Here is a 26,666-nt window from a genome sequence, read left to right on the forward strand (position 1 = left end):
TAATGATGAATTAAGCTTCCTTTTTCCATAAAAAACTGGAAAATAAATGAGATCTATAATAGGAGTTTATATCAATGAATCTACAGTTTGTAGAAATAATGAAATCCCCGGATTCCTATTCCCTTGATTCCACACCAACGACAAAGTAGTCCTTTGTGGTAAATGACTTAAATCCAGAAAATCAACATGGGTATGGTATCCTTTCTTTAAGGAGGAAGGTACTATTGCTACCCCTAAACCTTGGCTTACCAAATTAAAAATACTTAATGCATTTACCGTTTTCAAGGTTACATGTGGCTCAAAACCATGGTCCTGAAAAATACTCATAACCAAATCATAATAGGAACTGCTATATGCCTTGGAAAATAAAATAAAAGACTCCTCTCGAAAGTCTTGAAGGTTTACTTTTTTTATCTTTTTGTTTTTCTCATTTTTGGGTACTACCAAAGAGAAATGATCAGTCATAACCGGAATGGATTGAAGCGGACTTTGAGCATTGTCAATACGAACAAATCCAAAGTCCAATTGATTCTTTAAAAGAAGATCCAATTGTACCTCATTGGAGAGTTCGCTAAGTGTAATGTCAATAAGGGGTTGCTCCTTCTTAAGATTGACCAATAGTTGAGGAAAAATAGTCTGAACTGCAGAACCAATAAAACCCAGTTTTAGGGATGTTAGTTTACCATCCTTAATCTTTTCTACCTGCTCTTTGATTCTATTCATTTGGGTGAACAATAAATCAACTTCTTTTTTCAAGTAATACCCAGCTTCTGTCAGTTCCACATTTCGCTTATCACGAATAAAAAGAGGCGTCTGGTAATAATCCTCCAGTTGTTTAATTTGTCTTGATAGGCCAGGCTGTGCTATAAATAACTTTTCTGCGGCTTTGCGAAAATGCAATTCTTCAGCAACCGTTTTGAAATAATGCAGATGTCTGAGTTCTATTTGATAATTCATAGTTATCAATCCTTGTGAAAAATGGTATTACTAATTATCAAATATAGGGGCTAAATTTGATAGATAAGGTTGAATATTATGGAAAATTTTAAATACGGTGAAGATTTTTTAAGCAGTTCCCTAGCCATAGGTATTGCTAAAGGTGAAATTAAAGGCTATCTAAGCGAAGATAGTCAAGCTAAGGTAAATCAGAGTGCACAATATGTACAAGATATTGTAGATGCAGGAAAAGTGGTTTATGGTATTAATACGGGCTTCGGTCCATTGTGTACCACCTTGATAGGAGCACAAGATACGCGTAGACTTCAAGAGAATATTTTGAAAAGCCATGCTGTAGGTATGGGTGAAGCAATCGACAAAGAATTGAGTAAGCTGATGCTGATCTTGAAGGTGCATGCTCTAGCGAAAGGATTCTCGGGCGTACAGATGAGTACCATAGAACGTATTATTTGGCATATCCAAGAAGATGTTATCCCTGTAGTTCCTAAGCAAGGCTCTGTTGGTGCATCGGGCGATTTAGCACCATTGTCGCATTTGTTTTTACCGCTTATCGGTCATGGTAAGATTTGGAAAGACGGAAAACAGGTGAATACTGCGGAAGTACTATCTGCCTACAACATGGAGCCCATTGCTTTGGGTGCTAAGGAAGGGTTAGCATTAATTAATGGTACTCAATTCATGGCTGCACATGGTGTCAAGGCTGTTGTAGAAATGAACCGATTAATGAACAATGCCGATTTAATTGCTACCCTAATGATCGAGGGATTGAATGGTTCAATCAAACCTTTCTTTACAGAATTACATCAGCTAAGGCCATATAAAGGAAATAGCTTTGTCGCTTCAACTGTTTTTAACCTGTTGAAAGGTTCAGCTATTTTAGAATCGCATAAAAACTGTTCCCGTGTACAAGATCCTTATTCTTTGCGTTGTATACCTCAAGTTCATGGGGCATCCCGTAATGCTTGGTTACACTTTAAGGAAATCATCGAAACAGAAATCAACTCCGTAACGGATAATCCTATTATCATCAATAATGAACTAACTATCTCGGGAGGTTCTTTCCATGGTCAACCAATTGCATTACCATTGGATTATGCAACATTGGCATTGTCCGAATTGGGTAATATATCCGACCGCCGCGTGTATTTATCCTTAGAAGGTGAAACCAATGGCGTTCCTAAGTTGTTGATGAAAAGTACTGGTTTAAACTCTGGATTTATGATTCTTCAATACAGTACAGCAGCAATAGCATCTGAAAATAAAGGATTATGTTTCCCAGCTTCAGCGGATAGCATCCCAACCTCATTAGGTCAGGAAGACCATGTCAGTATGGGTTCAATATCCGGTAGAAAATTACTGCAGGTCTTAGATAATGTCGATAAGATCCTAAGTATAGAGTTGTTATGTGCAGCACAAGCTAAGGATTATCATGCACCATTAAAATCTACTCCTATTGTAGAAGCTTTGCATGCGCATATTCGTCAGGTTATTCCGCATATTGAAGAAGATCAACCAATGCAGGATATTTTAGATCAAGCATTGGCCTTGGTGAAATCAGGTGAACTGATTGAGCTGGCGAAGAAAATCTCCAAAGAGCAAGAAGTTGCTTATTTTGGTGAAGGAACAGATTATTTTGAAAACTATTAATTATGGATCAAAGAAAGAAGTTAATAGGACCTTTTAAGCAATTGCTCAGCCTAGCCAATCTTCCAATTAAAGGTGCATTGAAAGATGCCGATATGGAGGTTTTGGAACATGCTGGATTGCTGTTAGAAGGTGATAAGATTAAAGCAGTTGGCACTTTTGAGGAATTGAAGGCTGCCAATACACAGGATACTGAAATCATCGAATTAACGGATAATTACGTGGTTTTACCTGGATATATTGACTGTCATACGCATATTGCTTTCGGTGGAAACCGAGCAAATGATTTTGCCATGCGAAATGCAGGTAGTTCCTATCTGGAAATAGCTGAAGCGGGTGGTGGCATATGGAGTACGGTAAAACATACCAGAGCATTATCAGAAGATGAATTAGCCGATCTTACCAGCAAAAGAGCTGATACGCTCCTGTTGCAAGGTATCACGACAGTGGAAGTGAAAAGTGGCTATGGACTAAATGTAGAAGAAGAACTAAAGACGCTTCGAGCCGTAAAACAAGCAAACCAACATAGTGGAGCAGATTTGATAAGTACTTGTTTGGCAGCGCACATGTGTCCAAAGGATTTTGAAGGAACCCCGGAAGAATATTTGGCAGAAATTGCGGATCAATTGTTCCCGATTTTAAAAGAAGAAAATCTAACCACACGCATTGATGCTTTTGTAGAGCGTAGTGCTTTTTCTGCAGAACAAACTAAGCCTTATTTTGAAAAGGCTAAGGATTTAGGATTCGATATTACCATTCATGCTGATCAATTTAGTACCTCTGGCTCCGCATTAGCGGTGGAATTAGCTGCGGTATCTGCTGACCATTTAGAAGCATCTGGAGATACTGAGGTATTGGCACTTGCTCAATCAGACGTTGTTGCAGTTGCTCTGCCTGCGGCATCATTGGGTATTGGATGTGCTTTTACTCCTGCTAGAAAGCTACTCGATGCAGGTGCTAGCTTAGCCATTGCTACAGACTGGAATCCTGGATCTGCACCAATGGGTAAATTAATCGAAAGCGCAAGTATACTAGCGACGATGGAAAAATTAAGTAATGCAGAGGTTCTGTCTGCCATTACCTACCGTGCAGCAAAGGCTTTAAACCTAAAAGATCGTGGTCGCCTAGTTGAAGGCCTTTTAGCGGATTTTGTAATTTATAAAACAGATAATTATCAAAACATTACCTACCTACAGGGTGCTTTACAACCAGCACAGGTTTGGAAGACCGGAAATAAGGTGGTTGATAATTCTAATTCCTAAACGATGAACACTACATTTCAAGAAGCTATTAAGCAGGGGATTCCAAGTGAATTACCTGCGAAAGCTCAACTCGATACAAGCGTGAGCCATGCTCCAAAACGCAAAGCTATATTAAGCAAAGACGAAGAGAAATTGGCAATTCGAAATGCCCTACGTTATTTTCCTAAAGAATGGCATGCTGAATTAGCTGTTGAATTTTTGGAAGAACTGCGTGAATATGGAAGGATCTATATGTATAGATTCCGCCCAACCTATCCAATGCATGCTCGACCGATATCGGAATATCCAGCACAGAGTGAACAAGCTGCAGCTATTATGCTGATGATCCAAAATAACCTTGATCCAGCCGTTGCACAACATCCCCATGAATTGATTACCTATGGTGGGAATGGTGCAGTATTTCAAAACTGGGCACAATACCTAGTTACCATGAAATACCTATCGGAGATGAGTAATGAGCAAACTTTGCACATGTATTCTGGTCACCCGATGGGATTATTCCCATCTTCAGAGCAGGCTCCACGTGTGGTAGTTACCAATGGGATGATGATTCCTAATTACTCAAAACCGGATGATTGGGAGCGGTTTAATGCTTTAGGTGTGACCCAATATGGTCAAATGACCGCTGGATCCTATATGTATATCGGACCACAAGGGATTGTTCATGGTACTACGATTACCGTGATGAATGCCTTTAGAAAACACCTGAAACAAGGAGACTCCATTAAGGGTAAAATCTTTTTGACTTCTGGACTTGGAGGCATGAGTGGAGCTCAGCCAAAAGCAGGTAATATTGCCGGATGCATAACCGTATGTGCGGAGGTGAATCCTGCCGCTGCCCATAAGCGCCATGAACAAGGATGGGTAGATGTGTTGGTAGATAACATGGAAGACTTAATAAACCGTGTCAAGGAAGCTCAAGAAAAAGAAGAACTGGTTTCCATTGCCTATATTGGTCATATTGTCGATGTCTGGGAGCGGTTCTACGAGGAAGAAGTTTTTGTGACTGTTGGTTCTGACCAGACATCATTACACAATCCTTGGTCTGGAGGATATTATCCAGCAGACTTAAGCTTTGAAGAATCGAATGAACTGATCGCTAATAATCCAGATAAATTCAAACAAGAAGTACAGAAAACCTTGGTTAGACATGCTGCTGCTGTCAATAAACATGCAGAAAGAGGTACTTATTTCTTTGATTATGGCAATGCCTTTTTATTGGAAAGCAGTCGTGCAGGTGCAGAGGTCATGGCCGAGGATGGCATCAATTTCAAATATCCTTCTTACGTTCAAGATATTTTAGGACCTATGTGTTTTGACTATGGCTTTGGTCCATTCCGTTGGGTTTGTACCTCCGGAAAAGCAGAAGATTTACGTCTAACGGATCAATTGGCATTGGAAGTAATGAAAGAGCTTCAAGCTGATGCTCCAGAAGAAATTTATCAGCAGATGGCAGATAACATCAAATGGATAGAAGAAGCGGAACAAAATAAATTAGTCGTAGGTTCTCAAGCACGCATTCTTTATGCGGATGCTTTGGGTAGAGCGCGTATTGCCGAAGCTTTCAATAAAGCCGTACAAGATGGTCGCTTGTCTGCTCCTGTGGTGTTAGGACGCGATCACCACGATGTTAGTGGTACTGACTCGCCTTATCGCGAAACCAGCAATATTTATGATGGTAGTAAGTTTACTGCGGATATGGCTATACACAATGTCATTGGTGATAGCTTCCGTGGCGCTACTTGGGTGTCAATCCATAATGGTGGTGGAGTAGGTTGGGGAGAAGTAATCAATGGCGGATTTGGCCTATTATTGGATGGCAGTACAGACGCAGACCGTAAATTAAAGCAGATGCTTTTCTTTGATGTGAACAATGGTATAGCACGTCGTGCCTGGGCGCGAAATAAAGAGGCACAACAAGCTATTGAAACGGAATTAAATAGAACATCCACCTTGAAGGTTACAAGAGCAATAGGGGTAGAGGATGAGCTAATAGATAAGCTGTTTTCTTAGGCAATTAATAGCGAAATATGGAAGCATTAGGAAATGTACTTTATAAAGCTGCTGATGCAGCAAAATGGACTGGCCGAATTGATGGTGAAGATCCTTCATCCAAGCGTTGGCATCAAATCATAGATTTGATTGACCTAGATAAAGAATTGCCCGTTATGCAATTCAAAACTGTATTATTAGGCTTTTGTTGTGATGAGGGCGTTCGAAGAAATCAAGGTCGAGTAGGAGCGAAAGATGCTCCAGCAGCGATGCGTAAAGTGCTTGCAAACTTACCTGACCATTTATTTCCTTCCTTCGAGATTGCCGATGCGGGTGATGTCATCTGCGTTGCGGAAGATTTAGAAGCTGCTCAGCAAGAGTTAGCTAAGCGAGTGCAACAGATTCTAGAAATGGGCGGACTACCTATCGTTTTAGGTGGCGGACATGAGGTAACTTATGGTCATTATAAAGGCCTAAGATTAGCAAATCCCACCAAGAAAATCGGTATTATCAACTTAGATGCCCATTTAGATATTCGTCCATTGAAAGATTGCAAAGGGAATTCAGGTACAGGCTTTTTTCAAATCGCAGAAGAGTCAAAAACCGAAGGACTTGAATTCAATTACATGGCCATCGGTATACAGCAAATCAGTAATACGCAAGCTTTATATCAATATGCAGAGGAACATCATGTCGAGATTATTGAAGCTTATGATGTTCACCCTTGGGAATTAGAGAATATTCAGGAAAGAATTCAAGCTTTTGCAGATCGCGTAGATTGCCTTTACCTAACGATCGATATGGATGTTTTTGCAGCGCCATATGCGCCCGGTGTCAGTGCCCTGAATTTCAATGGACTGGTACCAGATGCAACATTTATTCGAATTCTGGAATGTATTCTTGGGCAAGCCAATTTATGGACTGTAGACATTGCAGAATTGAATCCACTCTACGATATTGACAATAGAACGACAAAGTTAGCGGCAGATTTAATCTTTCGTATTGCGAGTAATCCTTAATTATCCCTAACTTTAATTGCACTGCAACAAAAACTATTATCATGTCAAATATTGATTTCATCCGAGAGGAAACTGCGGCTAATATTGGGAACTTTATGGTAGGTCGTCTTTTGCCTTTTCGTCAAAAACGTTCTATAGGTCCCTTTGTTTTTATTGATCATATGGGGCCAGCTTGTTTAGCTGACCATGAGAATTTAGATGTAGGGCCTCATCCACATATCGGTTTATCGACACTAACTTATTTATTTGAAGGTTCTATTTTTCACAGAGACAGTATAGGTTCTGCTGTTGAAATTAAACCTGGTGCTGTCAATTGGATGACAGCGGGTAAGGCAGTTGTACATTCGGAAAGAACGCCCGAATACCTTCGTCAAAAAGATAAGTTCTTACATGGATTACAAATTTGGGTAGCATTGCCTAAGGAGTTGGAATTTCAAGAACCAGAATTCCACCATATCGATGCCGAAGCTATTCCTCAATGGGAAGAAGATGGTGTCTCCTATAAACTAATTGCCGGAGAAGCTTTTGGACGTAAATCCCCTGTTCCGGTTCATAGCAAGCTATACATGATTGAGATTAAAGCTAGTCAGGATAGCTTTATCGATATACGAAATGAACTATATGGCGAAAGTGGCTTATATATTTTGGAAGGCGATATCAAAAGCAATGGCTTCGATTATGGACCTAAACAAATATTAATCACATTAGATGCGCATTTATGTTCTTTTGAAATGAAAGCAGGGACTACCGTTTATATCTTCGGTGGAGAACCATTCCCAGAGGAGCGCTTTATCTATTGGAATTTTGTCGCAACCTCTAAAGAGATTATCGAAGAAGCAAAGCAGAAATGGATAAATCATGAATTTCCAAAGGTGCCAGGTGATGATGGCTATGTGCCTCTACCGGAACCTCGAAAATAAAATTTATATTCAAAATATAAAGGCCTTGTTTACGACAAGGCCTTTTTTATGCTTTATTATTGTTCAATTGGGCTATTGGGATCTGCGCCCCACTCGCTCCAAGATCCATCATAAACGGCTATTTGTTCAATTCCTAATTCATGGGCTGCTAAAGCTAATATGGCAGCTGATACTCCAGATCCACACGTAAAGATATTACGTTTATCCGGATTTGTTTTTCCGTCAAATAATAAGGCTAATTCTTCCTTGTCCTTATAATCTATGCCATCCATTATGGTGTCAAATGGAAGGTTTTTAGAGCCTGGTATATGTCCAGATCGTAAGCCTGGTCTTGGTTCTGCTGCGGTGCCATGAAAGCGTCCAGAACTGCGGGCATCAATAACCTGAACATGCTTATCATGATATAGCGATAGCAATTGCTCCTTGCTTACCAACCATTCTTTTTGTGGACTAGCCTTAAAGTTCCCAGGTTGTACAGCAGTCTCATCCATATAATGATCTTCTAAGGGTAATCCCGCAGCTTTCCATGCTGGAAGACCTCCCTTTAAAACATATACTTGTTCCAATCCCATATAGCGGTACATCCACCAAGCCCGAGGGCTCGAGTATATTCCCCAACGATCATAAATAATTAATACCGAGTCTTGATTAATTCCTAATTTTTGAGCTTCCTGTTCAAATTGTTTAGGAGAAGGTAGGGTATGCGGGAAAGGACTATCATGATCTGAAAATGCACCTTCGATTGCAAAGAATTGGCTGTTAGGGATTAATTCCAAGGTGCTGTTGTCCAATTTCTGGTTTACCTTATCGATGCTGGCATCCAAGATGATTGCGTCCTTTTCGAGGATCAATTGCAGGGCATGATCTGTAGATATGATGGCTGATGATGACATGTTTATTTCATTGTTTTGATTAAAGCTACGGAAATCTAAGAACAAAAAAAGCCCCGAATTATCTTCGGGGCTTCAGATTATGTTTTAGAATCTAATTACTTAGATTTTTTCTCATTATCTTCCATTTGCTCTTTCAATTGAGCTAGAACGTCAAGATCTCCTAAAGTTGCTTTTTCAACTGAATCTTTAACTTTCTTCACTGCTGCGTTAGCAGTTTTAGCTTCTTTTTTACGAGCGTTGAACTCTTCGATACGAGCTTCAGCTTTAGCATCTTCCCAGATACGAGAGTGAGAGATAACTAGACGTTTGTTCTCTTTGTTGAACTCAATGATTTTGAATTCAGCAACTTCGTCAACTTTCAATGCAGAACCGTCTTCTTTTACAGAGTGTTTGTTAGGGCAGAAACCTTCAACACCATATTGTAAAGCAACGATATCTCCTTTGTCACCAACTTTGATTACAGTACCTTCGTGAACAGAACCTTCAGTGAAGATTGTTTCGAAAGTATCCCAAGGGTTTTCCTCTAATTGTTTGTGACCTAAAGAAAGTTTGCGGTTTTCTTCGTCTAATTCCAATACCACAACATCTAATTTCTCACCTACTTTAGTGAATTCGTTAGGGTGGTTAACTTTCTTCGACCAAGAAAGGTCAGAGATGTGGATAAGACCATCGATTCCGTCTTCTAACTCAACGAATACACCGAAGTTAGTCATGTTTTTAACAACAGCTGATTGTTTAGAACCTACCGGGTAACGCTCAGTGATGTTTTGCCATGGATCTGGAGTCAATTGTTTGATACCTAAGCTCATTTTACGCTCTTCACGATCTAAAGTTAAGATCACAGCTTCGATTTCGTCACCTACTTTCAAGAACTCTTGAGGAGAACGTAAGTTTTGAGACCAAGACATTTCAGAAACGTGGATTAATCCTTCAACACCAGGGATGATTTCTAAGAAAGCACCGTAGTCAGCTACAGTAACGATCTTACCTTTAACTTTAGAACCGATTTCTAAACCTTTGTCTAAAGATTCCCAAGGGTGCTCAGAAAGTTGTTTCAAGCCTAATGCGATACGTTTTTTCTCATCGTCAAAGTCAAGAACAACCACGTTAATAGTTTGGTCAAGTGCAAGAACTTCTTTCGGATGCTCGATACGGCCCCAAGAGATGTCTGTAATGTGAAGTAATCCGTCAACACCACCCAAGTCGATGAACACACCGAAGTCAGTGATATTTTTAACAGTACCTTCCAATACTTGTCCTTTTTCCAATTTCGCAACGATCTCTGATTTTTGGTTTTCCAAATCGTCTTCGATCAATACTTTGTGAGATACTACAACGTTTTTGAACTCATGGTTGATCTTAACAACTTTGAATTCCATTGTTTTACCTACATAGATATCGTAGTCACGGATCGGTTTAATATCAATTTGTGATCCTGGTAAGAATGCCTCAACACCTTTGATGTCTACAATTAAACCACCTTTAGTACGTGATTTAACGAAACCATCAATGATTTTGTCATTTTCCAATGCCTCGTTGATCTCTTCCCAAGATTTTTGTGTTTTAGCACGTTTGCGTGATAATACTAATTGACCGTTTGCGTCTTCTTGAGACTCAACGAATACGTCAACAGTATCACCAACTTTTAAGTCAGGTAAGTCACGGAACTCAGATAATGCTACTAGACCGTCTGATTTGAAACCGATGTTTAAAACAACATCTTTGTTATTGATAGATACAACAATACCCTCAATAATTTCACCTTGATTGATTTGGTTAAACGTACCTGCGTACTGCTCTTCTAATTGAGCACGCTCAGTGTCGCTGTAGTTACCAAAAGCTTTCTCATCAAGATCCCAATCGAAGTCTCCTTGTGGAGTACTCCAAGTGTTCGATTTAATCTCATCGATTAAATTTGAATCTGCCTCAGACTCAATCTTTTCAGTGTCCTTCACAACTTTTGTGTCAGCACCTTGTAGCTCTGCGTTTTTCGCCGCTAACTCTTTTTCTGCTTCTTGTTTTTTTGCCATTAATTAATTTTCTCCTTTTCCCTACGTGGTAGGGACTGCAAAGATACGAAAAAAGTTTATTTACAAGAGTTTAGAGAAAAAAAAGTTTAGCTTACCGATATCCTATAACTTTTCCCCCGAATCCTCAAAGATAGGATACAAGGTTTTTAAGATGATTTCCGTAAGCTTCTTCTCATTGAATGGCTTAATCAAGATCCCGTCAAATCGTACCTTACGTAACTTCTCAAGATTCTTAACTTGCTCGTTATCAGATGATGTGGCGATTATTTTTACCTGATCCCATTCTGCGTTTTGTCTGATTTTCTCCAATAATTCATCACCAGTCATAATGGGCATATTAATATCGGTAACTACAACATCAATTTTTTCCTGCTCAAGAATTGTTAAAGCCTCTTTTCCATTTGTAGCCGTAAACACTTTATTATGTAACGAGAAGAATTGCCGTAAATAAAGAAGGTTTAACGCATTATCATCTACAATTAGCCAACCCAAATCAGTAGATAGTTCATTTACCCGATGTACATTAATCGTGTTCTTTCGTCTGTATTTCGGTTGGGGAATAGGAATGTCAACTATAAAGGTGGTACCAGAACCTGTGGTGGTGCGGAATCCAATCTTACCATCCAGCATATTGACGATGTTCTTTGTGATATATAGTCCCAAACCAACACCACTGTCAATTTTATTAGACTTATTAACTGTATAGTATTTCTTAAAGATGTTTTTCTTTAGATTATCAGGAATGCCTTCTCCTTGATCTGAAACTTGAATAATCAAATGACCCTTCTCGTTTACCCGCATACTACTGGTTACAGTACCTTTAGAAGAATATTTTATCGCATTGCTGACCAAGTTGTTCAAAATCTGCCGAACCTTGACTTCGTCAGTGTAGATAATGGATGGTACATCTCGGTTAATCTGATAATCTAAGCCTATGTTTTTCAATTTCGCCTGATGCTGATGCCCTTCAATTACTTCCAAAAGCAAATCATTATAGTCAAAATGTGTCGGGTCAATCGAATCGTGTTGGTCAATCTTACTTAAATTTAAAATATCATTAATGGTTTTGGAAGTCATGGTGATATTTGAATAAGCAGATTCCAATAAGCTAATATCTTTAGGTTGGTATAAATCCTTCCTACTCTTCAATAAATCCACTATACCGATAAGCGAATTCAATGGTGTCCTTATCTCATGTGTGATCTCTGCTAGAATATCCGTTTTCTGTTCTGCTAACTTGGATGCATACACTTTTTCTTCCATCAACTTACGTTCATAATAAGCAGAGAAGAATTGGTAATAGACCAGAATACAGATAATAATAAAGACGAAGGTTAAGGATACAATTATCTGCCAACGGAAAGTATCGGTACTGGCAATGAGTGTGCTCAATTCACGATCTGTATTTCCACGTTGAATATCAATTCTTTCATCGTGGATCATTCGAATCAATTGATTGGCACTGTGTAAGAGGGTGAAATTATCCGCTAACAAGGCTCTTTCATTCTTACGAAGCTTGGACATGGTTGTCCGAAGCTCCTTCAGCTTTTCAGCAGTTTGCAAGTTGTTTTCTGAGATAATCTCTTCCAAAGTTTTGAAAATCTCTGTTTTTTCAACATTATACGTGTCATATCCATTAACCGAAACTGTATCTTCCTTTTTCTGAAAAATCCGTTGTAATAAAGGCTTACGCTTAATGACCATTTGTGTATTTCGCTCACTTTGCAATTGAAACCTATCGGTGTCTGCTATGGTATTTTGCTTAGGAATGCGAAACATGGAATCATCTGAAGCTTTGGCTTGAATGTCCTTTAATAATTCTGATGCCGAGAGCATAGAATCGACTTTGGCATTTAACGAATGATATTTAGGTAAGAGATCGGCAACTCGTGTAGAGGTGGGAGATTCAGAATTTCCTAAGGTTATAAAATCTTTAGTTTTTATTAAGGAGTCAACTGCAGACTTTAAACGTGTCAAACGATCCCTGTAGGTGTCGTAATCCTGTTTATTATATGAAATCGAAAAATTACGGAAGCTGTTTTCTGCCTCATTGAATAGATTCAGTAATTCGCTGAAATCATTTTTATCCCCATTGATAGCCACGTAGATAGATTGAATTCTATTTTGAATGGATTTATATTGGATAAAAGAAAATAGGAAAACTACGACAAACGTAATGAACAATACGATGATGGAGGATAATAGGATATTACGAACATTTCTGTTTCGTTTACTGCTTCTTAATATTTCTTTATCTTCCATAGATCGTGCAAAGTTAATTAAAAAGCGTTATTATTTGTTACATGAGTTATTTAAGTTTTGTCTGGCTTAAAGGAATTGTACACTCTAGGTTTGACAATTTTTATACTCTGTTTTGATAGGGCAATACTTGCGTTTAATTCAAATCCAATAATTAATATTAAAGCGTTAATATACATCCAAATCATCACTACGATCAATGTACCGATAGATCCGTATAGTTTATTGTAAGCTCCAAAGTTGTTAATGTAGAAGGTAAAAAGGGAGAAAGAAAGCATGGCCAAGAAGGTTGCTAAGGTAGCGCCGGGAGTGAATAATTTCCATTTTTTTGTAGAGCTTGGTCCAAATTTGTAGATCAAACTGACTGTAAAAAAATAGATACTGAAGAGAATTAGCCACTGAGCGGTCTTAATAAGCATGGCCCAAAACCATTTTAAGTCGTAATCAATATGTGATTTTAGGTAGTTGATTAAGTAGTTTGATCCTGCATATAAAGCAATCCCAACGGCCAATGCTAATACGATGGCAATCGCCAATCCTAAAGCAATGATGCGTCGCTGTAACCAAGTCCTTGATTCCTTCGATAAGGCTGCTTTATTGAAGGTCATCATTAAGGTCGTCATCCCATTGGTCGAGAAGAATGTACAGAGAACAAAACCCGCCGATAATAAACCTGAATTCTGACGTTTAATGATGTCCACTAAGGTAGTTTGCAAAACCTCAAAAGCATTGTTTGGTAGTGCCAATTGAATCAGATCCAGCAGTTGTTCCTGGAAATTATCAACTGGAATATAAGGGATAAGCGTAAATACAAAGATGATTCCCGGAAAGATTGCCAACATAAAGTTGTAGGCTAGGGAAGAGGCTTTGTTTAAGATAGACTCTCGAGCGATCTCCTGAAAGAAAAAGGCCAAAACAGTATACAGTGGTAACTTCCCAAATCCAGGCAAGGTAGCACCTTTTGACCATTCTATAAGTTGGTCATAAGGTTTGAACCGCAGAAGTTGCTCTTGTACTCTTTTCATTTATTCTCCAAAATATGGAGCCATCTTGTCAACGAATACTTGTGGTGGCTTGCATGGACGACCTCGTTCCATATCTACAAATACCAATTGGGTATAACCGGTGTTTAGCAGCTCGCCCGCTTCGTTAAATAGCTCGTATTCAAATTTAATACGAATGCCTGGCTTTTCCCGAATATAGATATTAATCGTTACTAAATCATCATATTTCGCCGCTTTAATGAATTTACAATTCAGATCTGTAACAGGCAACATCACACCCATATCTTCCAGTTCCTTATAGGAAACTCCAGTACTACGAAGCATCTCTGTGCGTGCTTCCTCATAATAGGTGGCGTAATTCCCATAATATACATAGCCCATCTGGTCAGTTTCCGCATAACGAACGCGGATATGGTGTTTAAAACTAAACATGTTTATTTCTTGATGTTTCTAGCGTCTAATGCTTTTTGGAACTTACGGGCATTGATCTGATGTTCTGCAACATTCGTAGCAAACAAATGGTATCCTGAAAAATCATCCTTCGCACACATGTAGATGTATTCATGATGATCGTAGTTTAATACCGCATCAATAGATGCAATGCTAGGCATCATAATCGGTCCCGGAGGAAGTCCTTTGAAACGATACGTATTGTAAGGGTTGTCAACAACCAAGTGTTTGTTAAGTACACGACGAATCGTGAAATCATTGTTAGCGAAAATAACCGTCGGATCAGCTTGTAATAACATGCCTTTTTTCAAACGATTTAAATATAAGCCTGCGATTTTTGGCATTTCATCCACGTGTAAGGCTTCCCCTTTTACGATAGATGCTAATACGCTAACCTCCTGAGGGCTTAGGTTTAATGCTGCTGCTTTTGCTTTTCGGTCAGCATTCCAAAATTTTTCATATTCCTTAGAAAAACGTTCTATGATTTCTTTAGGATTTGTGTTCCAATAGATTTCATAGGTATTTGGGATAAACATGGTAAAGAAATTATCCTTGTTAAATCCGTGCTTTTCAGCCAAGGCCTCATCGTTTAATAGGTTTAAGAATGCCAAAGAGTCTGCTTCAAATTCTTTTCCTAATAGCCCAGCAAAGTTTTCTTTGAGACGAATGTTTTGGAAACGAAATTTTACAGCATCTTGATAGCCTGCACGCAGGTTACCAATAAAGCGACGGTTGCTTAAATCTTTAGATAATTTATAACGTCCTGCTTTAATCCCTGTCTTCTCCAAATCCATGAATTTCGCTGCATAGTTGAATAGACTGCTGTTCTTTACGATTCCTTCAGATTCTATACGTTTCATGACATCCGCATAGGGCTCATCCGTTTTTACGTAAAAATATTCTTCATCAGTTGCAATGGAAGGAGCCATAAACATAAAGTAGGCTGTACCTGCCACCGTCAATCCGAGGACAAGAATTAATAATCCAATATAAAGGGAGGTTTTGCTCTTTTTACTATTCGTTGCCATGTTATGGATTTTGTTGAGGTGTAGTTGGAGTTGTTGGAGTTTCTGCTGCTGGCTTCGCTAATGTAACATGGATAGCTGAACCAATGGAAATAATACGTGCACTTGTATCAGGGCTTTGTTTCACAATAACCGAGTTTAAGGAATCATTGGATCCATCGGAGAAGGTCACACCACCTAAGGTCAAACCTACACCTGCCAAAGCAAATTTAGCCTCGCTTAATGGTAACCCCAATAAATTTGGGATCTCTACCTCACTATCGCCACGGCCATTTCCTAATACTAAACTAATCTTAGAACCCTTAGGAACCATACGCCCTGCACGCAAAGGCTGCCCTGCAAATTTGACATCTAATACCACATCGCGAGCGATATCATTGATATAAGTAGTATCCGCAATTTTTAAAGAGTGATTCTTTAAAATTGCTGACGCCTCAATAAAAGTCTTGTCCAATACCTCTGGAAAAGCAATTTCAGGAGCAGTTTGTGTAATGATCGTTAAATAGATCGTACGACCACTCTTCACATGCGCTTGAGGATCTGGATCCTGATCAATGACCAAGCCCGGTTTGGCATCCATCTGGTAAATGGAATCCACTTCATATTCTAATCCAGCCTTATCTAATATGCTTAATGCCTCAGAAATATGTAAACCTTTCAATACGGGTACTTCTTGTGAGTCTCCATGTTTGGTGTAGAGTTTTAAACCAAAATAAACAACAACAAAAAGAACCACTAAGAAAATAATGGATCCGATAAGGTTTTTCCTGAACGCATCCGTTCTTAGGTATAAAAAGAATTTCGACATTGATCTTTTGCTTTTTTATGTTTGTCCTAACAATATTAATTCCATTTTTCGGAATTCTAACAATCAGGCATGAATATAAGCGCAAAAATATTCGTTTTATCTCGTATCTCAAATTATATTTGCTTCTTGAATTATACATATGAAAACTAAAGTTGCTCTAATTACAGGCGGATATACCGGTGAAGCGGAAGTTTCATTCAAAAGCTCGGCATTTGTTTATTCCCAAATTGATAAGGAAAAATACGATGTTTATACCATTAACCTTGGTTTAGACTCTTGGTTTTATACCGATGAACAGGGAGTGAAACATGAAATCGACCGTCAGGATTTCTCCTTGAACCTGAATGAGAAAATCAACTTTGATGTAGCATTTATTATTATTCATGGATCGCCTGGTGAGGATGGCAGGTTGCAAGGTTATTTTGACATGATTGGTTTACCTTACACCACTTGTTCTGCTTTAACCTCTGCATTAACCATGAACAAGGGATATACGAAGGCTATAATCCAAGATATTCCCAATCTACATGTTGCACCATCGGTTTTACTTTTTAAGGAACACCGTCCTGCAGCAGTTGACCTTGTAAAAGAAAATCTTACTTTACCATTATTTGTAAAACCGAATGCCGGTGGCAGTAGTATTGGTATGAGCAAGGTGAAGACATGGGAAGAGCTTCCCGAAGCTTTGAACAAGGCTTATGATGCGGAGAACACCGGAAAGCAAGTGTTGGTTGAAGAGTTTGTTACAGGCCGTGAATTTTCTCAAGGTATTTATAGAAATGCCAAAGGCGAATTACAAGTCCTTCCAGCAACAGAAGTGAAGACCACACGTGAATTCTTCGACTTTGAAGCGAAATATACGCCAGGACTTACAGAGGAAATCACGCCTGCCGATTTGACAGCAGCACAAAAAGATCTTGCAGACCAATTAATACAAGAAATCTATATTCGGTTAAATTGTAAAGGAATGGTTCGTGTCGATTTCTTTATCGAAAACAATACTGATAAATTCTACTTTATCGAAATCAATACCGTACCGGGTCAAACTGCCCAAAGTTTTATCCCTCAACAAGTACGAGCATCCGGCAGAAAAGAATCTGATTTCTACGGAGAATTGATTGAAGCAGCTTTGTTGGTTTGAGACCGCTGCGCTGTTAGACATGAGATATGAGACCGCTTCGCTGTTAGATTTAGATATTAGTGGTGAAAAACGGAGGTTTGTAGGGGAATGATTTACGGTTAGCTCTAGTGTCGATGCATGCATCGACCGCCTATAAAACAATTTCAAAACCCAATTTGCTTTTCGAAGCAAGACTTTAGATTTTGAATTTAATTTAAACGGTCGAAGCATGCTTCGACCCTACAGTTATCATCGTTTTTACTAATTAAATCACGATTGTTTGTAGGGTCGATGCATGCATCGACCGTTAATAAATAATATCTAAAAAACACTTACAACAGGTTTCTTAAAAACGGGCGGACATTCCGTTCGTTTTCGTTGGGGGTGAACCCCCTTTCCTCAAACTCACTCAGTACCGCCCCTACCCAACGTACTACTTAGACAGTTTAAAGGTTTTTATCTTCGATAAGCATTGACTCGGCCAAGTGAGGGAAACAAATACTCTTCGCTCTGAGGTGTAAATGATACATCTATTTTCTCGTCTTAGGTCTTTATACTCAATACTTTCTACTATATACTGCCCGCAGGGCTCTGACTCTTCTCTTCGCTCTGAGTAGTATGTCTTATTAGGCCAATAAGTCTTTTAGACAGATGCCTTTTGTCTCCAATCTAATAGCGTAAAGATATCCTATCTCATATCAAATTCATATCTATTATCTGTTGTCTGTTGTCTGTCGTCTCTTAAGTAATCTACTCGTATTACCTTCGGTATTCACAGTATATGGATTCGAGAACCCTAGGGAATTTCCTAGGATCTGCTAGGGATCTCCTTCGGATCTCGTTCGGTTGGAACCGAACGAGATCCGAAGGAGATCCGAACAAGTTCCGAAGGAGATCCGTTAGAGTCTCGAATCCAACCCCTGCTAAACCCCTGCTAAACCCCAAGCAAACCCCTTGAAAGTCCAAAGGAATATGCAGGAAAACTAGACATAAAAAAGGGAGTAAACTGTTTTGAATTTAGCTTACTCCCTTTGATTTTTTGCAGTTATTATTTATTGCAATTGATTAAATAGTAATTTGAACGTTCCGTGAGTTTGTGAACGGAAATTGATATCATTTCCGAAGGATACTAGTTTTCCTTTTCCGATTGGGGTTTCGAATGCTAAAACGCCGTCCTTAAGGTATTTTTCTCCCCATGACCATCCGCTTTTCAGAACCTGATCACTTGCAAACCATAACAATGGTTTGATTTTATCATCCTTGATCTTGTAGAGGTTATCGTTGCTGTAATATAAATCGATCTTTTCACCATAACCCCAAGTGCTTGGGCTGTTTTGGCCAACATGAGCAATTAATACGGATCCAGGCGTGTAGAAGTCTGTGCGTTTTAACGGTTTGTGATCTGCATCTACTAAGGCATCTTCTACAGCTAGGTTCAGGTGTTCAGCCAGATCGGAGCTGTTGCCAATGGTAATTACCTTGCCACCTTTTTCCATAAAATCTTTCAATACAGGGATGGATTTATCGACCGATAAGCGACCCCAACGCTCTTGGTATTCTGCTGGAATGTTCTCCGGCATTTCCAAGCTTCCTCCACGGGAAAAGGTTGGATTACCTGTTCCACTGTATCGAGGGATGGAGTTACCTGGGAATATCAACACATCGTATTTAGCGTTCAGATTTCCTTTGTCAATTGCAGAAGGGTAAACTACTTCAAAATTATAGGCATTTTGTTCCATAAGGAATCTCAACCATCCTGACGGCATAGAACCACCGTAGCTGTCCCATAGGCCAATGCGAAGGGATTTCAATGGTTTGGCAGATTTCGGAAGTGCATTAACACCTGTAGCATCAAATGTCAAGTCTACCTTTTGATTATTCTCTACGTAGAAATCACCAGATACTTGATCACGCCAAGCTTTTGATTTTTGGTTCAATTGCTGGTTAGCAATCTTATAGCTATCGTTGATACTTGCAGGCAATTTGATGTATTTGCCAACAGGTTTATTGGTTGCCTTAATAGGGATAACTTCACCAATGCTTAGGTTTTCAAATGGACCTTGGAAGTCATCTAGAATCCGATCGAACTTGACATCCATTAAGTATGCTAGAGTCCATCCAGCAGCATCGTACGGTGGGATAGGAGGGCCTCCTGGGTATTCAAAATCATCCGGGTGATCCTGTGGCTCAAACATATCAAGGATATGTGGACGGAATGCCTGATTGGTCTTGATCACATAAGATCCTTTTGGATAGGATTTACCGTTTACCGTAAAGCTGTTATTCGCTTGTTGGACCTGAATGCCGTTTTGAATTAAGGCATTTAAGAATTTCTTGGCCGTGCTAAAGTCCGCTTGGTCCGCAGGGATGATGTATCCTCGAGGACCTCGTAGATCTTTATTCTGAAAAAGTTCGCCTAGAATATTTTGAACCTGAGAACGGTTTACTTGGTTGTTTCCTTTTCTGCGAGCTTGATTGAGTGCTGTGTCGATGATGGCTACCTTTGATGGAGATAATGGCCAAAAGTCTTTGGAACCTCTTTCTATGGAGTTTCTTCCCATTCGATAGATGTTGTAAAGTACCTCATCTTTATAACGACTGGCATAACCCATTACCGCATAATTCAATGAAACCGAATAATCTATCGACTGTTGGAAGTGCCATTTTTGAGGGACTACCGGGTTTTGTGTATTGCTTGAAGGGATTAAACGACTCGGCACGAGCGGGATTTCATAGGGTGTAGGGTTACCAATGATTTCGGTTAATAATCCGATCACATTGTGGAAATAAGTCGTTGTTCTCAGTCCGCCATTATACCAAGTAGAGAATACAGATCCCCCTTTGGCGGTGTAGCCTGGTTTGTTTTCTGCATTCATTCGAGAAGACATGGCTGCGCCAAGCGCATCAATGCCCGACATGAGTAATGGGTCAAATACATAGTTGAAAGGGTCACGATATGGTGCTCCAGCAACCACAGCACCTGCAGGGGCAGTTTGGTGGTGGTTGTACATGATTTGAGGTACCCATTCTACAAATAATTGTTTCGCGATGTTTTGACTCTCTTTAAGGTTTAGCATGAAAAAATCACGGTTATTATCATGTCCCGCATACTTTTGATACAGTTTAGGAATATAACTGGTTGATCTTTTTAATGGATCTGACTCGCGCATATACCAATCGCCTACCAATTCATGTCCGTCAGGATTAGCATGGGTAAGTAGTATGATGGATTGATCTAGAATTCTTTGGGTTTCCTCGTTGTTAGAACTCGCTAATAAATAAGCCGTTTGAATCAGTTGATGAGTAGCTACTACTTCATTGGAGTGTAATCCACCGTCAATCCACACGACCGATTTTCCTTCTTTTGCTAATTTACGCGCTTCCACCTCTGGTAGGTTCGCTTGCGCCATTGTCCTGGAGATGGTTTGGAAACGATCGATATTTCTTAAGTTCTCCGGTGAGCTGATGATCAACATGAGTTGATCGCGGCCTTCCTCGGTTTTTCCAATGACTTGAAGTTTGACACGGTCAGATTGTTTGGCGAGCTTATGGAAGTATGCCTCTGTCTGTGTATAGTTTGCCAATTGGTAATCATCACCAATATTAAAACCAAAATGTTCTTTGGGGCTGCTTATCTGTTGAGCCTGAAGCGGATGAAAGGAAATCCATGCTAGGGCCAACAACCAATAAGGCTTTCGAAATTTTATCATAATCTAATTGGGTTAAAATGATTGACCTAAAGATAGAAAAGGATAAGGAAAGACAAGGCTAAAGTGTTGGTAAAAAACAATTTTCACGATAATATTACAGAACGATTCTAGGGATTGCTTTGTTCTTAGTGCAAACTGTTTCGTGCTTAATAAAAATATTCTACATTGCTAAGCTGTTCTGTCTTAAAACAATAGCGATTATTTTTGTTAGAGCCATTTGTAATTTTGTATATTTGGGTTTGATGATATTTTAACAATATGATATTAGTTGCAGATAGTGGTTCATCAAGATCAGACTGGATGCTCCAGCTTCCAGATAGTAAACCATTAAGTTTCAGTACCAAAGGCCTCAATCCGTTTTTTGTAAGTGAAAAAGAAATTACCAATACCATGTCTGATGTTCAGGAAATTATTCCATACATCAATGAGATACATGAGGTGTATTTTTTTGGAGCTGGGTGTTCCACCCCCGATCGTCGGGAGTTGGTATCTAATGCCTTATCCGAAATATTTCCGAGTTCCTATATTTCCGTGGAGAGCGATATTTTAGGTTCAGCCTATGCTACCTTTGGAGAAAGCAAAGGATTGATATGTAATCTGGGTACTGGCTCCGATATAAGCTTTTTTGATGGTGAAGTTCTAGCGCCGAGTGTGCACGGCAATGGCTATGTGCTAGGGGATGAGGGTTCTGGTGCATGGTTCGGGAAACAATTGATTACAGATTATCTGTATGAGACTATGCCTCGTGATTTAATGCGTGTATTCAAAGAAGCCCATCACATCACCAAGGACATTATCATTAAGAATGTTTATCAACGCGACCGTCCAAATGCTTATTTAGCAAGTTTCGCCAAGTTTATGGGCGATAATCGTGCGCATCCTTATATCGATAATTTACTGCGTAATGGTTTTGATGAATTCGTTCGTACCAATATAATGACCTATCCGGAATTCTGGGAACATGAAGTGCACTTTGTAGGACAGATTGCTTATCATTTTGACTTGCATCTACGTGAGGTGTGTTCACTTCATGGCGTCAAAATTGGCACGATATTGAAGAATCCTATAGAAGAGATTTTCCACTTTGTGGTGAATCGTGAATTGAACGTTGAAATTTAAAAATAATAGAAAACATGATGTATTCATTGATTATGGTATTTACCCTGTTGTTTCAACAGCCTACGGTATATGATTATAGCTTTAAAACGCTAGATGGAAAAAAGGTTTCCCTTTCCGAATTTAAAGGAAGACCGATGCTGATCGTTAATACAGCTTCAAAATGTGGCTTTACACCACAGTATAAAGAATTGCAAGAATTGCATAAGAAATACGGTGATAAACTAGTGGTTATCGGCTTCCCATCAGACAACTTCAAGAATCAAGAATTTGGAAGTAGTGAGGAAATTGCTGAATTCTGTGAAAAGAATTATGGTGTGACATTCCTATTGTCAGACAAAGTTGATGTAACAGGAGAAAAGATGGATCCACTTTTCAAGTACTTAACTACTGCTGAGAATCCTGATTTTACAGGTGCCATCAACTGGAACTTCGAGAAATTCCTAATTGGTAAAGATGGTAAATTAGCACACCGCTATCGTTCGAAAGTTACACCAATGGATCAGTCCATTATTAAGAATTTATAATTCATAAGAATTGAAAAAAGCATCTGAAAAGATGCTTTTTTTATGCCATATAATTTTTGGTAAATATCAATTTTATGCCTTACAGAAGCTGATTGGCTGTTCTTGTGATCTGTTTAATCAAAGTCGTTAAATGACTGTTTTGGAGGTCAGCGGAATAACACAGATAGACTTTGCTAAACATTTGCAGGTTTTTCCTGCTTGGACTGAATAGGCTTAAGTCCTTCCGGTTTATGCACATGCTTTTTGGAGCGATGGCTAATCCCAAACCTAAACTTACTAATTCTAATATCGCATTCATATTATTGCATTGATGTCGGAAGCTTGGCTCTATTCCCAGTTGCTGGCAGTAGTCCAGCGTTTCTTGGTAATATTGCGGGGCATACTGTGGATTGAAGGATATGAAATTCAATTGTTTCATGCTTTCATTCCAATTTCTGATACCTGCAGGCCCAACCAGGCAAAGTTCCTCTTGATACAGCAAAGTTTGATTGATTCCCGAAGGGATGTTGTCCGTGCGAATAATGGCTAAATCTAATTTTCCTTCTTGGATTGCTGATAACTGTTTGATGCTCGAAGCTTCAAATAAGTTGATCTGTAAAGCAGGGTAGCTTGTTTTCAATTCTTCAAGAATTCGAGCAATTAATATTTTAGAGGTGGAGCTGATAAAACCAAGTTTTATCTCACCTGATAATTGATCATGGATTAATTTTGTGTTATTTTTTACCTGTGCTAATTGCTGCAATAGGCTTGCTGTCTGTGTGTATAAATATCTACCTGCATCTGTTAGTGCCACTTTTTTGTTCGTTCGGTTAAAAAGACTGACACCTAATTCGAGTTCCAATTCCTTAATCTGCCTACTCAATGGTGGTTGGGAGATAAATAAGCGTTTTGCTGCATTGCCAAAGTGCAATTCTTCGGCTAAAACTTGAAAGTATTGAATGTGTCTAAGCTCCATGATACCTTTTTGGTATTGATTTATGATAAAAATAGTATTTTTTAGGTATTGATAGGACAATTATCTTTGAGAATATAAACTTTAGGGTATGAATAAATCGAGTATTAAAGAAATTGAACAGCGTTTTGATGCTGATGTGGAGCGTTTTTCCAATTTAGAAAGCAGTCAAGCCAATACGATTGATGCGGTGTTGAACATGGAGTTAATAACGGATGGTATTCAACGTTTGTATCCGAATTTGGAAAACCTGTTGGATATTGGATGTGGTGCCGGAAATTATGCGGTTAAAACCATTATGAAGACACATAATCAGGTTAATGTGGATTTGGTTGATTTGAGTCAGCCCATGCTGGATCGAGCAAAGCAAAGGGTTGAGGAAGTGAGTAATGGACGCGTTGAAGTCTTTAAGGGAGATTTTAGAACTGTTTTTTTGGAAGAGAATAAATACGATGTCATTATCGCTACGGCTGTTTTACATCATTTGAGAGAAGATGCAGATTGGGAAAAATCCTTAAAGAAAATATACAGTCTGCTGAAACCTGGTGGGAGTCTATGGGTTTTTGATTTGGTGGAACAGAATAGTCCTGCTCTGCAAGAATTCATGTACAAGGAGCGATATGGAGATTTCTTGGTTGAATTGAAAGATAAAGCTTATCAGGAGCATGTATTTGCTTATATCGAGAAAGAGGATTCGCCTAGACCTTTACTTTTTCAATTGAAGATGATGGAACAAGTGGGATTTAAAGATTTAGATATTCTGCACAAGAATCTATGCTTTAGTTCTTTTTTGGGATTTAAATAGGATAGGGGAGTTTAAATTAACAGGGGTCCTCAGTATCCAATTCAAAGTAGCAGCTACGGCATCTTGGTTCGTAGCTTTCTTTTTCACCTAGCAATACACGCGCATCACTTTGTTGGGTTCGGTAAGAATAATTTGCAGGAGCCCCACATTGCACACAAACGGCATGTACTTTAGTGACTTCCTCCGCAATCGCCATTAGGCTTGGAATAGGGCCAAATGGTTTGCCTAGATAATCCATGTCCAATCCAGCAACGATAACCCGAATACCGCGATTTGCTAATTGAATGCAAACATCGGGAAGCTCCTCATCAAAGAATTGAGCTTCATCGATACCAACTACTTTAGTTTCTGAACTCAGCAAGAGAATAGCTGAAGAATGGGCAACTGGAGTAGAAGGAATGGAATTGCTATCGTGGGATACGACCTCGTTTAATCCATAGCGGATATCCACCTCAGGCTTGAAAATCTCTACTGGTAACTTCGCAAATTGAGCACGCTTCATCCGACGGATAAGTTCTTCCGTTTTACCCGAAAACATTGATCCACAAATAACTTCAATGCTCCCGATACTATCGCGACGACGATTAAAATTATGTTCTGAAAACAACATCATGATGATTGCTCGTATTTATAAAATTAAAGGATATTTTTAGCTGAAGAAACCTGAATTTCTTCGGTCTATTCGCTTACGAATATCAGAATTAAATCTTATTTTTGAAGGAGAGGCTATAAATAAAAACCTAAACTAAGTAAGAGTCAGTTTGTTTAATTTTTATAAGTTGCCAAAAAACGGATAGCAAAAATTAGAATCAATACACAAGACTATGTCATATACAAATCAGGATATTTTAGGAAGAATTGGAGATTTATTAGTTGATTTAAACGAGCGATATGCAGCTTTAAATTCAGATGACTTGGGCAAAAATCGTTTGGAATTACTGATGCTTAGTGCGAAAGCTAAGTATTTAGCAGAGCATCTGACGATTTTAGCACATGAGCAAGCGGATCCTAATCAGCCTGCGAAATCTGTTGTTTCGGAAGAATCTATTTTCACTCCTCCGGTTGAGGTTTCTGCTCAAGAAGCGGATAACCAACCTGTAGAAGAGGAAATCCAAGAAGTAGAGCCTGTAGAAGAGGAAGAGTCTTCGGTAGAAGAATATCATGAAGAGATTCCATTCACAAGTCAATTTGGTGCAGAAAGCAACAAACAGGATGAGGAAGTAAGAAAAGAGGAGCAAGAAGAGGTGGAGAATACAACGGAAGCGGATAAAGAGGAGATAGAAGAAGCAACGACATCCATTACGGATTCTTTACCAGAACCGGAACCTGATGTAGAAGAATATAAAGAAGAAGAGAAACACGATCAAGAGGTTGCTGAGGAAGAAGCTTCAGAGATTGAGCATTACGAGGAGGAAAAGGAAACGGAGCAAACGGATGATACAGAAGAAAAAAATGCTCCTGTTTCTGAAGAACCTGCTAGCTATCAATCACAATCGAGTCCGGTACACACACCTGAGTCGAATTATACATCGGTAAAGCCTGCCTACGAACAAGAGGCTAAAGAAGAGGCAAAACCTGTTGAAAAGGCAGAGCCAATCGCAACAGAACCAGTTGTTAATGAGGTTCGAATCGAGGAGAAAGAAGTGCGAATTGAAGAGCCTACTAAACCTGAAGCTACGCTAAATGATTTGGCGAAAGAGGCAGAGGCTAAACCAAACCGTCCATTGACCTTAAATGAGCTGATTCAGCAACAGAAAAGAGCTGGGATGACCCATGCGCAGCAATTCAACACATCGTCCAGTAGAAGCTCGGAAACCATAGTAGATTTGAAGACTGCAGTTAGCTTGAATGATAAATTGCTTTTTATAAAAGATCTTTTTAATGGCTATAGCTTAGCCTACAGCGAAGCCATCGAATTATTGAATAGATTTGACAATTTCGCCGAAGCAGACGCCTTCCTGCAATCAAACTACGCCCTTAAAAACAATTGGGCCACTAAACCTCAGACAGTCGATAAATTGTATGAGCTGTTGAGGAAGAAGTTTGGGTAGGTGAGACCGCTGCGCTGTTAGACATGAGATATGAGACCGCTTCGCTGTTAGATATGAAATATGAGATTGTGGAGCTGTCAGATATACGTGATTGAAGTCATTTAGAGCATAAAATGATAAAG

At 39.2% G+C, this 26,666-nt stretch carries 21 protein-coding genes; 10 read left to right on the plus strand and 11 right to left on the minus strand.

Annotated elements, in window-relative coordinates; genetic code table 11:
• Positions 1–66: 66 nt before the first annotated feature.
• A complete protein-coding gene (locus ACP6L2_RS14590) occupies positions 67–957 on the minus strand; it encodes a LysR family transcriptional regulator (protein ID WP_440510060.1) in 891 nt (296 codons plus the stop codon).
• Positions 958–1,035: 78 nt separating this feature from the next.
• On the opposite strand from ACP6L2_RS14590, the gene hutH reads away from it, so the two are divergent.
• From hutH to ACP6L2_RS14615, 5 genes are read left to right on the plus strand one after another with little or no spacing between them, the layout of a single operon-like run.
• Complete coding sequence (hutH, locus tag ACP6L2_RS14595; protein WP_440510061.1) at positions 1,036–2,604, plus strand: histidine ammonia-lyase; 1,569 nt, start codon at positions 1,036–1,038, stop codon at positions 2,602–2,604.
• Between the two features lie 2 nt (positions 2,605–2,606).
• Positions 2,607–3,863 (plus strand): imidazolonepropionase, encoded by a 1,257-nt coding sequence (hutI, locus tag ACP6L2_RS14600; RefSeq protein WP_440510062.1) that lies wholly within the window; start codon positions 2,607–2,609, stop codon positions 3,861–3,863.
• 3 nt (positions 3,864–3,866) lie between these two features.
• Positions 3,867–5,876, plus strand: a complete 2,010-nt coding sequence (locus ACP6L2_RS14605) for a urocanate hydratase (RefSeq protein ID WP_440510063.1) — start codon at positions 3,867–3,869, stop codon at positions 5,874–5,876.
• A gap of 17 nt (positions 5,877–5,893) precedes the next feature.
• Positions 5,894–6,874, plus strand: a complete 981-nt coding sequence (hutG, locus tag ACP6L2_RS14610; RefSeq protein ID WP_440510064.1) for a formimidoylglutamase — start codon at positions 5,894–5,896, stop codon at positions 6,872–6,874.
• Positions 6,875–6,915: 41 nt separating this feature from the next.
• Positions 6,916–7,794 carry a pirin family protein gene (locus ACP6L2_RS14615; protein ID WP_440510065.1) on the plus strand — a complete coding sequence of 293 codons (879 nt, stop codon included), beginning with the start codon at positions 6,916–6,918 and terminating at the stop codon, positions 7,792–7,794.
• Positions 7,795–7,850: 56 nt separating this feature from the next.
• On the opposite strand, the gene ACP6L2_RS14620 is transcribed toward ACP6L2_RS14615, so the two are convergent.
• The 7 genes from ACP6L2_RS14620 to ACP6L2_RS14650 all read right to left on the minus strand — a co-directional run bounded on the left by ACP6L2_RS14620 (position 7,851) and on the right by ACP6L2_RS14650 (position 16,263).
• On the minus strand, positions 7,851–8,687 hold the full coding sequence (locus tag ACP6L2_RS14620) for a sulfurtransferase (protein ID WP_440510066.1): 837 nt from the start codon (positions 8,685–8,687) through the stop codon (positions 7,851–7,853).
• A gap of 95 nt (positions 8,688–8,782) precedes the next feature.
• Positions 8,783–10,717: a 30S ribosomal protein S1 gene (gene rpsA / locus ACP6L2_RS14625; protein ID WP_440510067.1), complete on the minus strand. Its 1,935-nt coding sequence runs from the start codon at positions 10,715–10,717 to the stop codon at positions 8,783–8,785.
• Positions 10,718–10,819: 102 nt separating this feature from the next.
• On the minus strand, positions 10,820–12,979 hold the full coding sequence (locus ACP6L2_RS14630) for an ATP-binding protein (protein ID WP_440510068.1): 2,160 nt from the start codon (positions 12,977–12,979) through the stop codon (positions 10,820–10,822).
• Between the two features lie 50 nt (positions 12,980–13,029).
• On the minus strand, positions 13,030–14,001 hold the full coding sequence (locus ACP6L2_RS14635; RefSeq protein WP_440510069.1) for a YihY/virulence factor BrkB family protein: 972 nt from the start codon (positions 13,999–14,001) through the stop codon (positions 13,030–13,032).
• Positions 14,002–14,412: an acyl-CoA thioesterase gene (locus ACP6L2_RS14640; protein ID WP_440510070.1), complete on the minus strand. Its 411-nt coding sequence runs from the start codon at positions 14,410–14,412 to the stop codon at positions 14,002–14,004.
• Positions 14,413–14,414: 2 nt separating this feature from the next.
• Positions 14,415–15,458, minus strand: coding sequence for an endolytic transglycosylase MltG (gene mltG, locus ACP6L2_RS14645; RefSeq protein WP_440510071.1), 1,044 nt, complete (start codon positions 15,456–15,458; stop codon positions 14,415–14,417).
• Between the two features lies 1 nt (position 15,459).
• Complete coding sequence (locus ACP6L2_RS14650; RefSeq protein WP_440510072.1) at positions 15,460–16,263, minus strand: PASTA domain-containing protein; 804 nt, start codon at positions 16,261–16,263, stop codon at positions 15,460–15,462.
• Between the two features lie 139 nt (positions 16,264–16,402).
• On the opposite strand from ACP6L2_RS14650, the gene ACP6L2_RS14655 reads away from it, so the two are divergent.
• The gene (locus ACP6L2_RS14655) at positions 16,403–17,404 is read left to right on the plus strand and encodes a D-alanine--D-alanine ligase (protein WP_440510073.1); all 1,002 of its coding nucleotides are present in this window, start codon (positions 16,403–16,405) and stop codon (positions 17,402–17,404) included.
• Between the two features lie 1,031 nt (positions 17,405–18,435).
• Here ACP6L2_RS14655 and ACP6L2_RS14660 read toward each other — a convergent pair.
• Positions 18,436–21,093: a M14 family metallopeptidase gene (locus tag ACP6L2_RS14660; RefSeq protein ID WP_440510074.1), complete on the minus strand. Its 2,658-nt coding sequence runs from the start codon at positions 21,091–21,093 to the stop codon at positions 18,436–18,438.
• Between the two features lie 258 nt (positions 21,094–21,351).
• Between ACP6L2_RS14660 and ACP6L2_RS14665 the strand changes: the two genes are divergently transcribed.
• Complete coding sequence (locus ACP6L2_RS14665) at positions 21,352–22,212, plus strand: N-acetylglucosamine kinase (RefSeq protein WP_440510075.1); 861 nt, start codon at positions 21,352–21,354, stop codon at positions 22,210–22,212.
• Between the two features lie 14 nt (positions 22,213–22,226).
• On the plus strand, positions 22,227–22,736 hold the full coding sequence (locus ACP6L2_RS14670) for a glutathione peroxidase (RefSeq protein WP_440510076.1): 510 nt from the start codon (positions 22,227–22,229) through the stop codon (positions 22,734–22,736).
• Positions 22,737–22,815: 79 nt separating this feature from the next.
• Here the strand turns inward: ACP6L2_RS14670 and ACP6L2_RS14675 are convergent, their stop codons facing one another.
• Entirely contained in the window at positions 22,816–23,691 is an 876-nt protein-coding gene (locus tag ACP6L2_RS14675; protein ID WP_440510077.1) for a LysR family transcriptional regulator, read from the minus strand.
• Between the two features lie 88 nt (positions 23,692–23,779).
• Here ACP6L2_RS14675 and ACP6L2_RS14680 point away from each other — a divergent pair, with 88 nt between their 5' ends.
• Entirely contained in the window at positions 23,780–24,493 is a 714-nt protein-coding gene (locus ACP6L2_RS14680) for a class I SAM-dependent methyltransferase (protein WP_440510078.1), read from the plus strand.
• 16 nt (positions 24,494–24,509) lie between these two features.
• Here ACP6L2_RS14680 and ACP6L2_RS14685 read toward each other — a convergent pair whose 3' ends face one another.
• Positions 24,510–25,103, minus strand: coding sequence for a thymidine kinase (locus ACP6L2_RS14685; RefSeq protein ID WP_440510214.1), 594 nt, complete (start codon positions 25,101–25,103; stop codon positions 24,510–24,512).
• A 214-nt stretch (positions 25,104–25,317) separates the two neighbouring features.
• Between ACP6L2_RS14685 and ACP6L2_RS14690 the strand changes: the two genes are divergently transcribed.
• Positions 25,318–26,544, plus strand: a complete 1,227-nt coding sequence (locus ACP6L2_RS14690) for a hypothetical protein (protein ID WP_440510079.1) — start codon at positions 25,318–25,320, stop codon at positions 26,542–26,544.
• The last annotated feature ends 122 nt before the right edge of the window (positions 26,545–26,666 follow it).

Origin of the sequence: Sphingobacterium lactis, assembly GCF_051951495.1 — a bacterium.
GTDB lineage: Bacteria > Bacteroidota > Bacteroidia > Sphingobacteriales > Sphingobacteriaceae > Sphingobacterium > Sphingobacterium lactis_A.

Excerpts from the sequence above, each read along its gene's own strand:
- hutI (WP_440510062.1), top strand. The coding sequence starts at position 2,607 with ATGGATCAAAGAAAGAAGTTAATAGGACCTTTTAAGCAATTGCTCAGC.
- ACP6L2_RS14690 (WP_440510079.1), top strand. The coding sequence starts at position 25,318 with ATGTCATATACAAATCAGGATATTTTAGGAAGAATTGGAGATTTATTA.
- rpsA (WP_440510067.1), bottom strand. The coding sequence starts at position 10,717 with ATGGCAAAAAAACAAGAAGCAGAAAAAGAGTTAGCGGCGAAAAACGCA.
- ACP6L2_RS14615 (WP_440510065.1), top strand. The coding sequence starts at position 6,916 with ATGTCAAATATTGATTTCATCCGAGAGGAAACTGCGGCTAATATTGGG.
- ACP6L2_RS14655 (WP_440510073.1), top strand. The coding sequence starts at position 16,403 with ATGAAAACTAAAGTTGCTCTAATTACAGGCGGATATACCGGTGAAGCG.
- ACP6L2_RS14590 (WP_440510060.1), bottom strand. The coding sequence starts at position 957 with ATGAATTATCAAATAGAACTCAGACATCTGCATTATTTCAAAACGGTT.
- hutG (WP_440510064.1), top strand. The coding sequence starts at position 5,894 with ATGGAAGCATTAGGAAATGTACTTTATAAAGCTGCTGATGCAGCAAAA.
- ACP6L2_RS14650 (WP_440510072.1), bottom strand. The coding sequence starts at position 16,263 with ATGTCGAAATTCTTTTTATACCTAAGAACGGATGCGTTCAGGAAAAAC.
- ACP6L2_RS14675 (WP_440510077.1), bottom strand. The coding sequence starts at position 23,691 with ATGGAGCTTAGACACATTCAATACTTTCAAGTTTTAGCCGAAGAATTG.
- ACP6L2_RS14660 (WP_440510074.1), bottom strand. The coding sequence starts at position 21,093 with ATGATAAAATTTCGAAAGCCTTATTGGTTGTTGGCCCTAGCATGGATT.
- ACP6L2_RS14640 (WP_440510070.1), bottom strand. The coding sequence starts at position 14,412 with ATGTTTAGTTTTAAACACCATATCCGCGTTCGTTATGCGGAAACTGAC.
- ACP6L2_RS14605 (WP_440510063.1), top strand. The coding sequence starts at position 3,867 with ATGAACACTACATTTCAAGAAGCTATTAAGCAGGGGATTCCAAGTGAA.
- ACP6L2_RS14670 (WP_440510076.1), top strand. The coding sequence starts at position 22,227 with ATGATGTATTCATTGATTATGGTATTTACCCTGTTGTTTCAACAGCCT.
- hutH (WP_440510061.1), top strand. The coding sequence starts at position 1,036 with ATGGAAAATTTTAAATACGGTGAAGATTTTTTAAGCAGTTCCCTAGCC.
- mltG (WP_440510071.1), bottom strand. The coding sequence starts at position 15,458 with ATGGCAACGAATAGTAAAAAGAGCAAAACCTCCCTTTATATTGGATTA.
- ACP6L2_RS14685 (WP_440510214.1), bottom strand. The coding sequence starts at position 25,103 with ATGTTGTTTTCAGAACATAATTTTAATCGTCGTCGCGATAGTATCGGG.
- ACP6L2_RS14635 (WP_440510069.1), bottom strand. The coding sequence starts at position 14,001 with ATGAAAAGAGTACAAGAGCAACTTCTGCGGTTCAAACCTTATGACCAA.
- ACP6L2_RS14620 (WP_440510066.1), bottom strand. The coding sequence starts at position 8,687 with ATGTCATCATCAGCCATCATATCTACAGATCATGCCCTGCAATTGATC.
- ACP6L2_RS14680 (WP_440510078.1), top strand. The coding sequence starts at position 23,780 with ATGAATAAATCGAGTATTAAAGAAATTGAACAGCGTTTTGATGCTGAT.
- ACP6L2_RS14630 (WP_440510068.1), bottom strand. The coding sequence starts at position 12,979 with ATGGAAGATAAAGAAATATTAAGAAGCAGTAAACGAAACAGAAATGTT.
- ACP6L2_RS14665 (WP_440510075.1), top strand. The coding sequence starts at position 21,352 with ATGATATTAGTTGCAGATAGTGGTTCATCAAGATCAGACTGGATGCTC.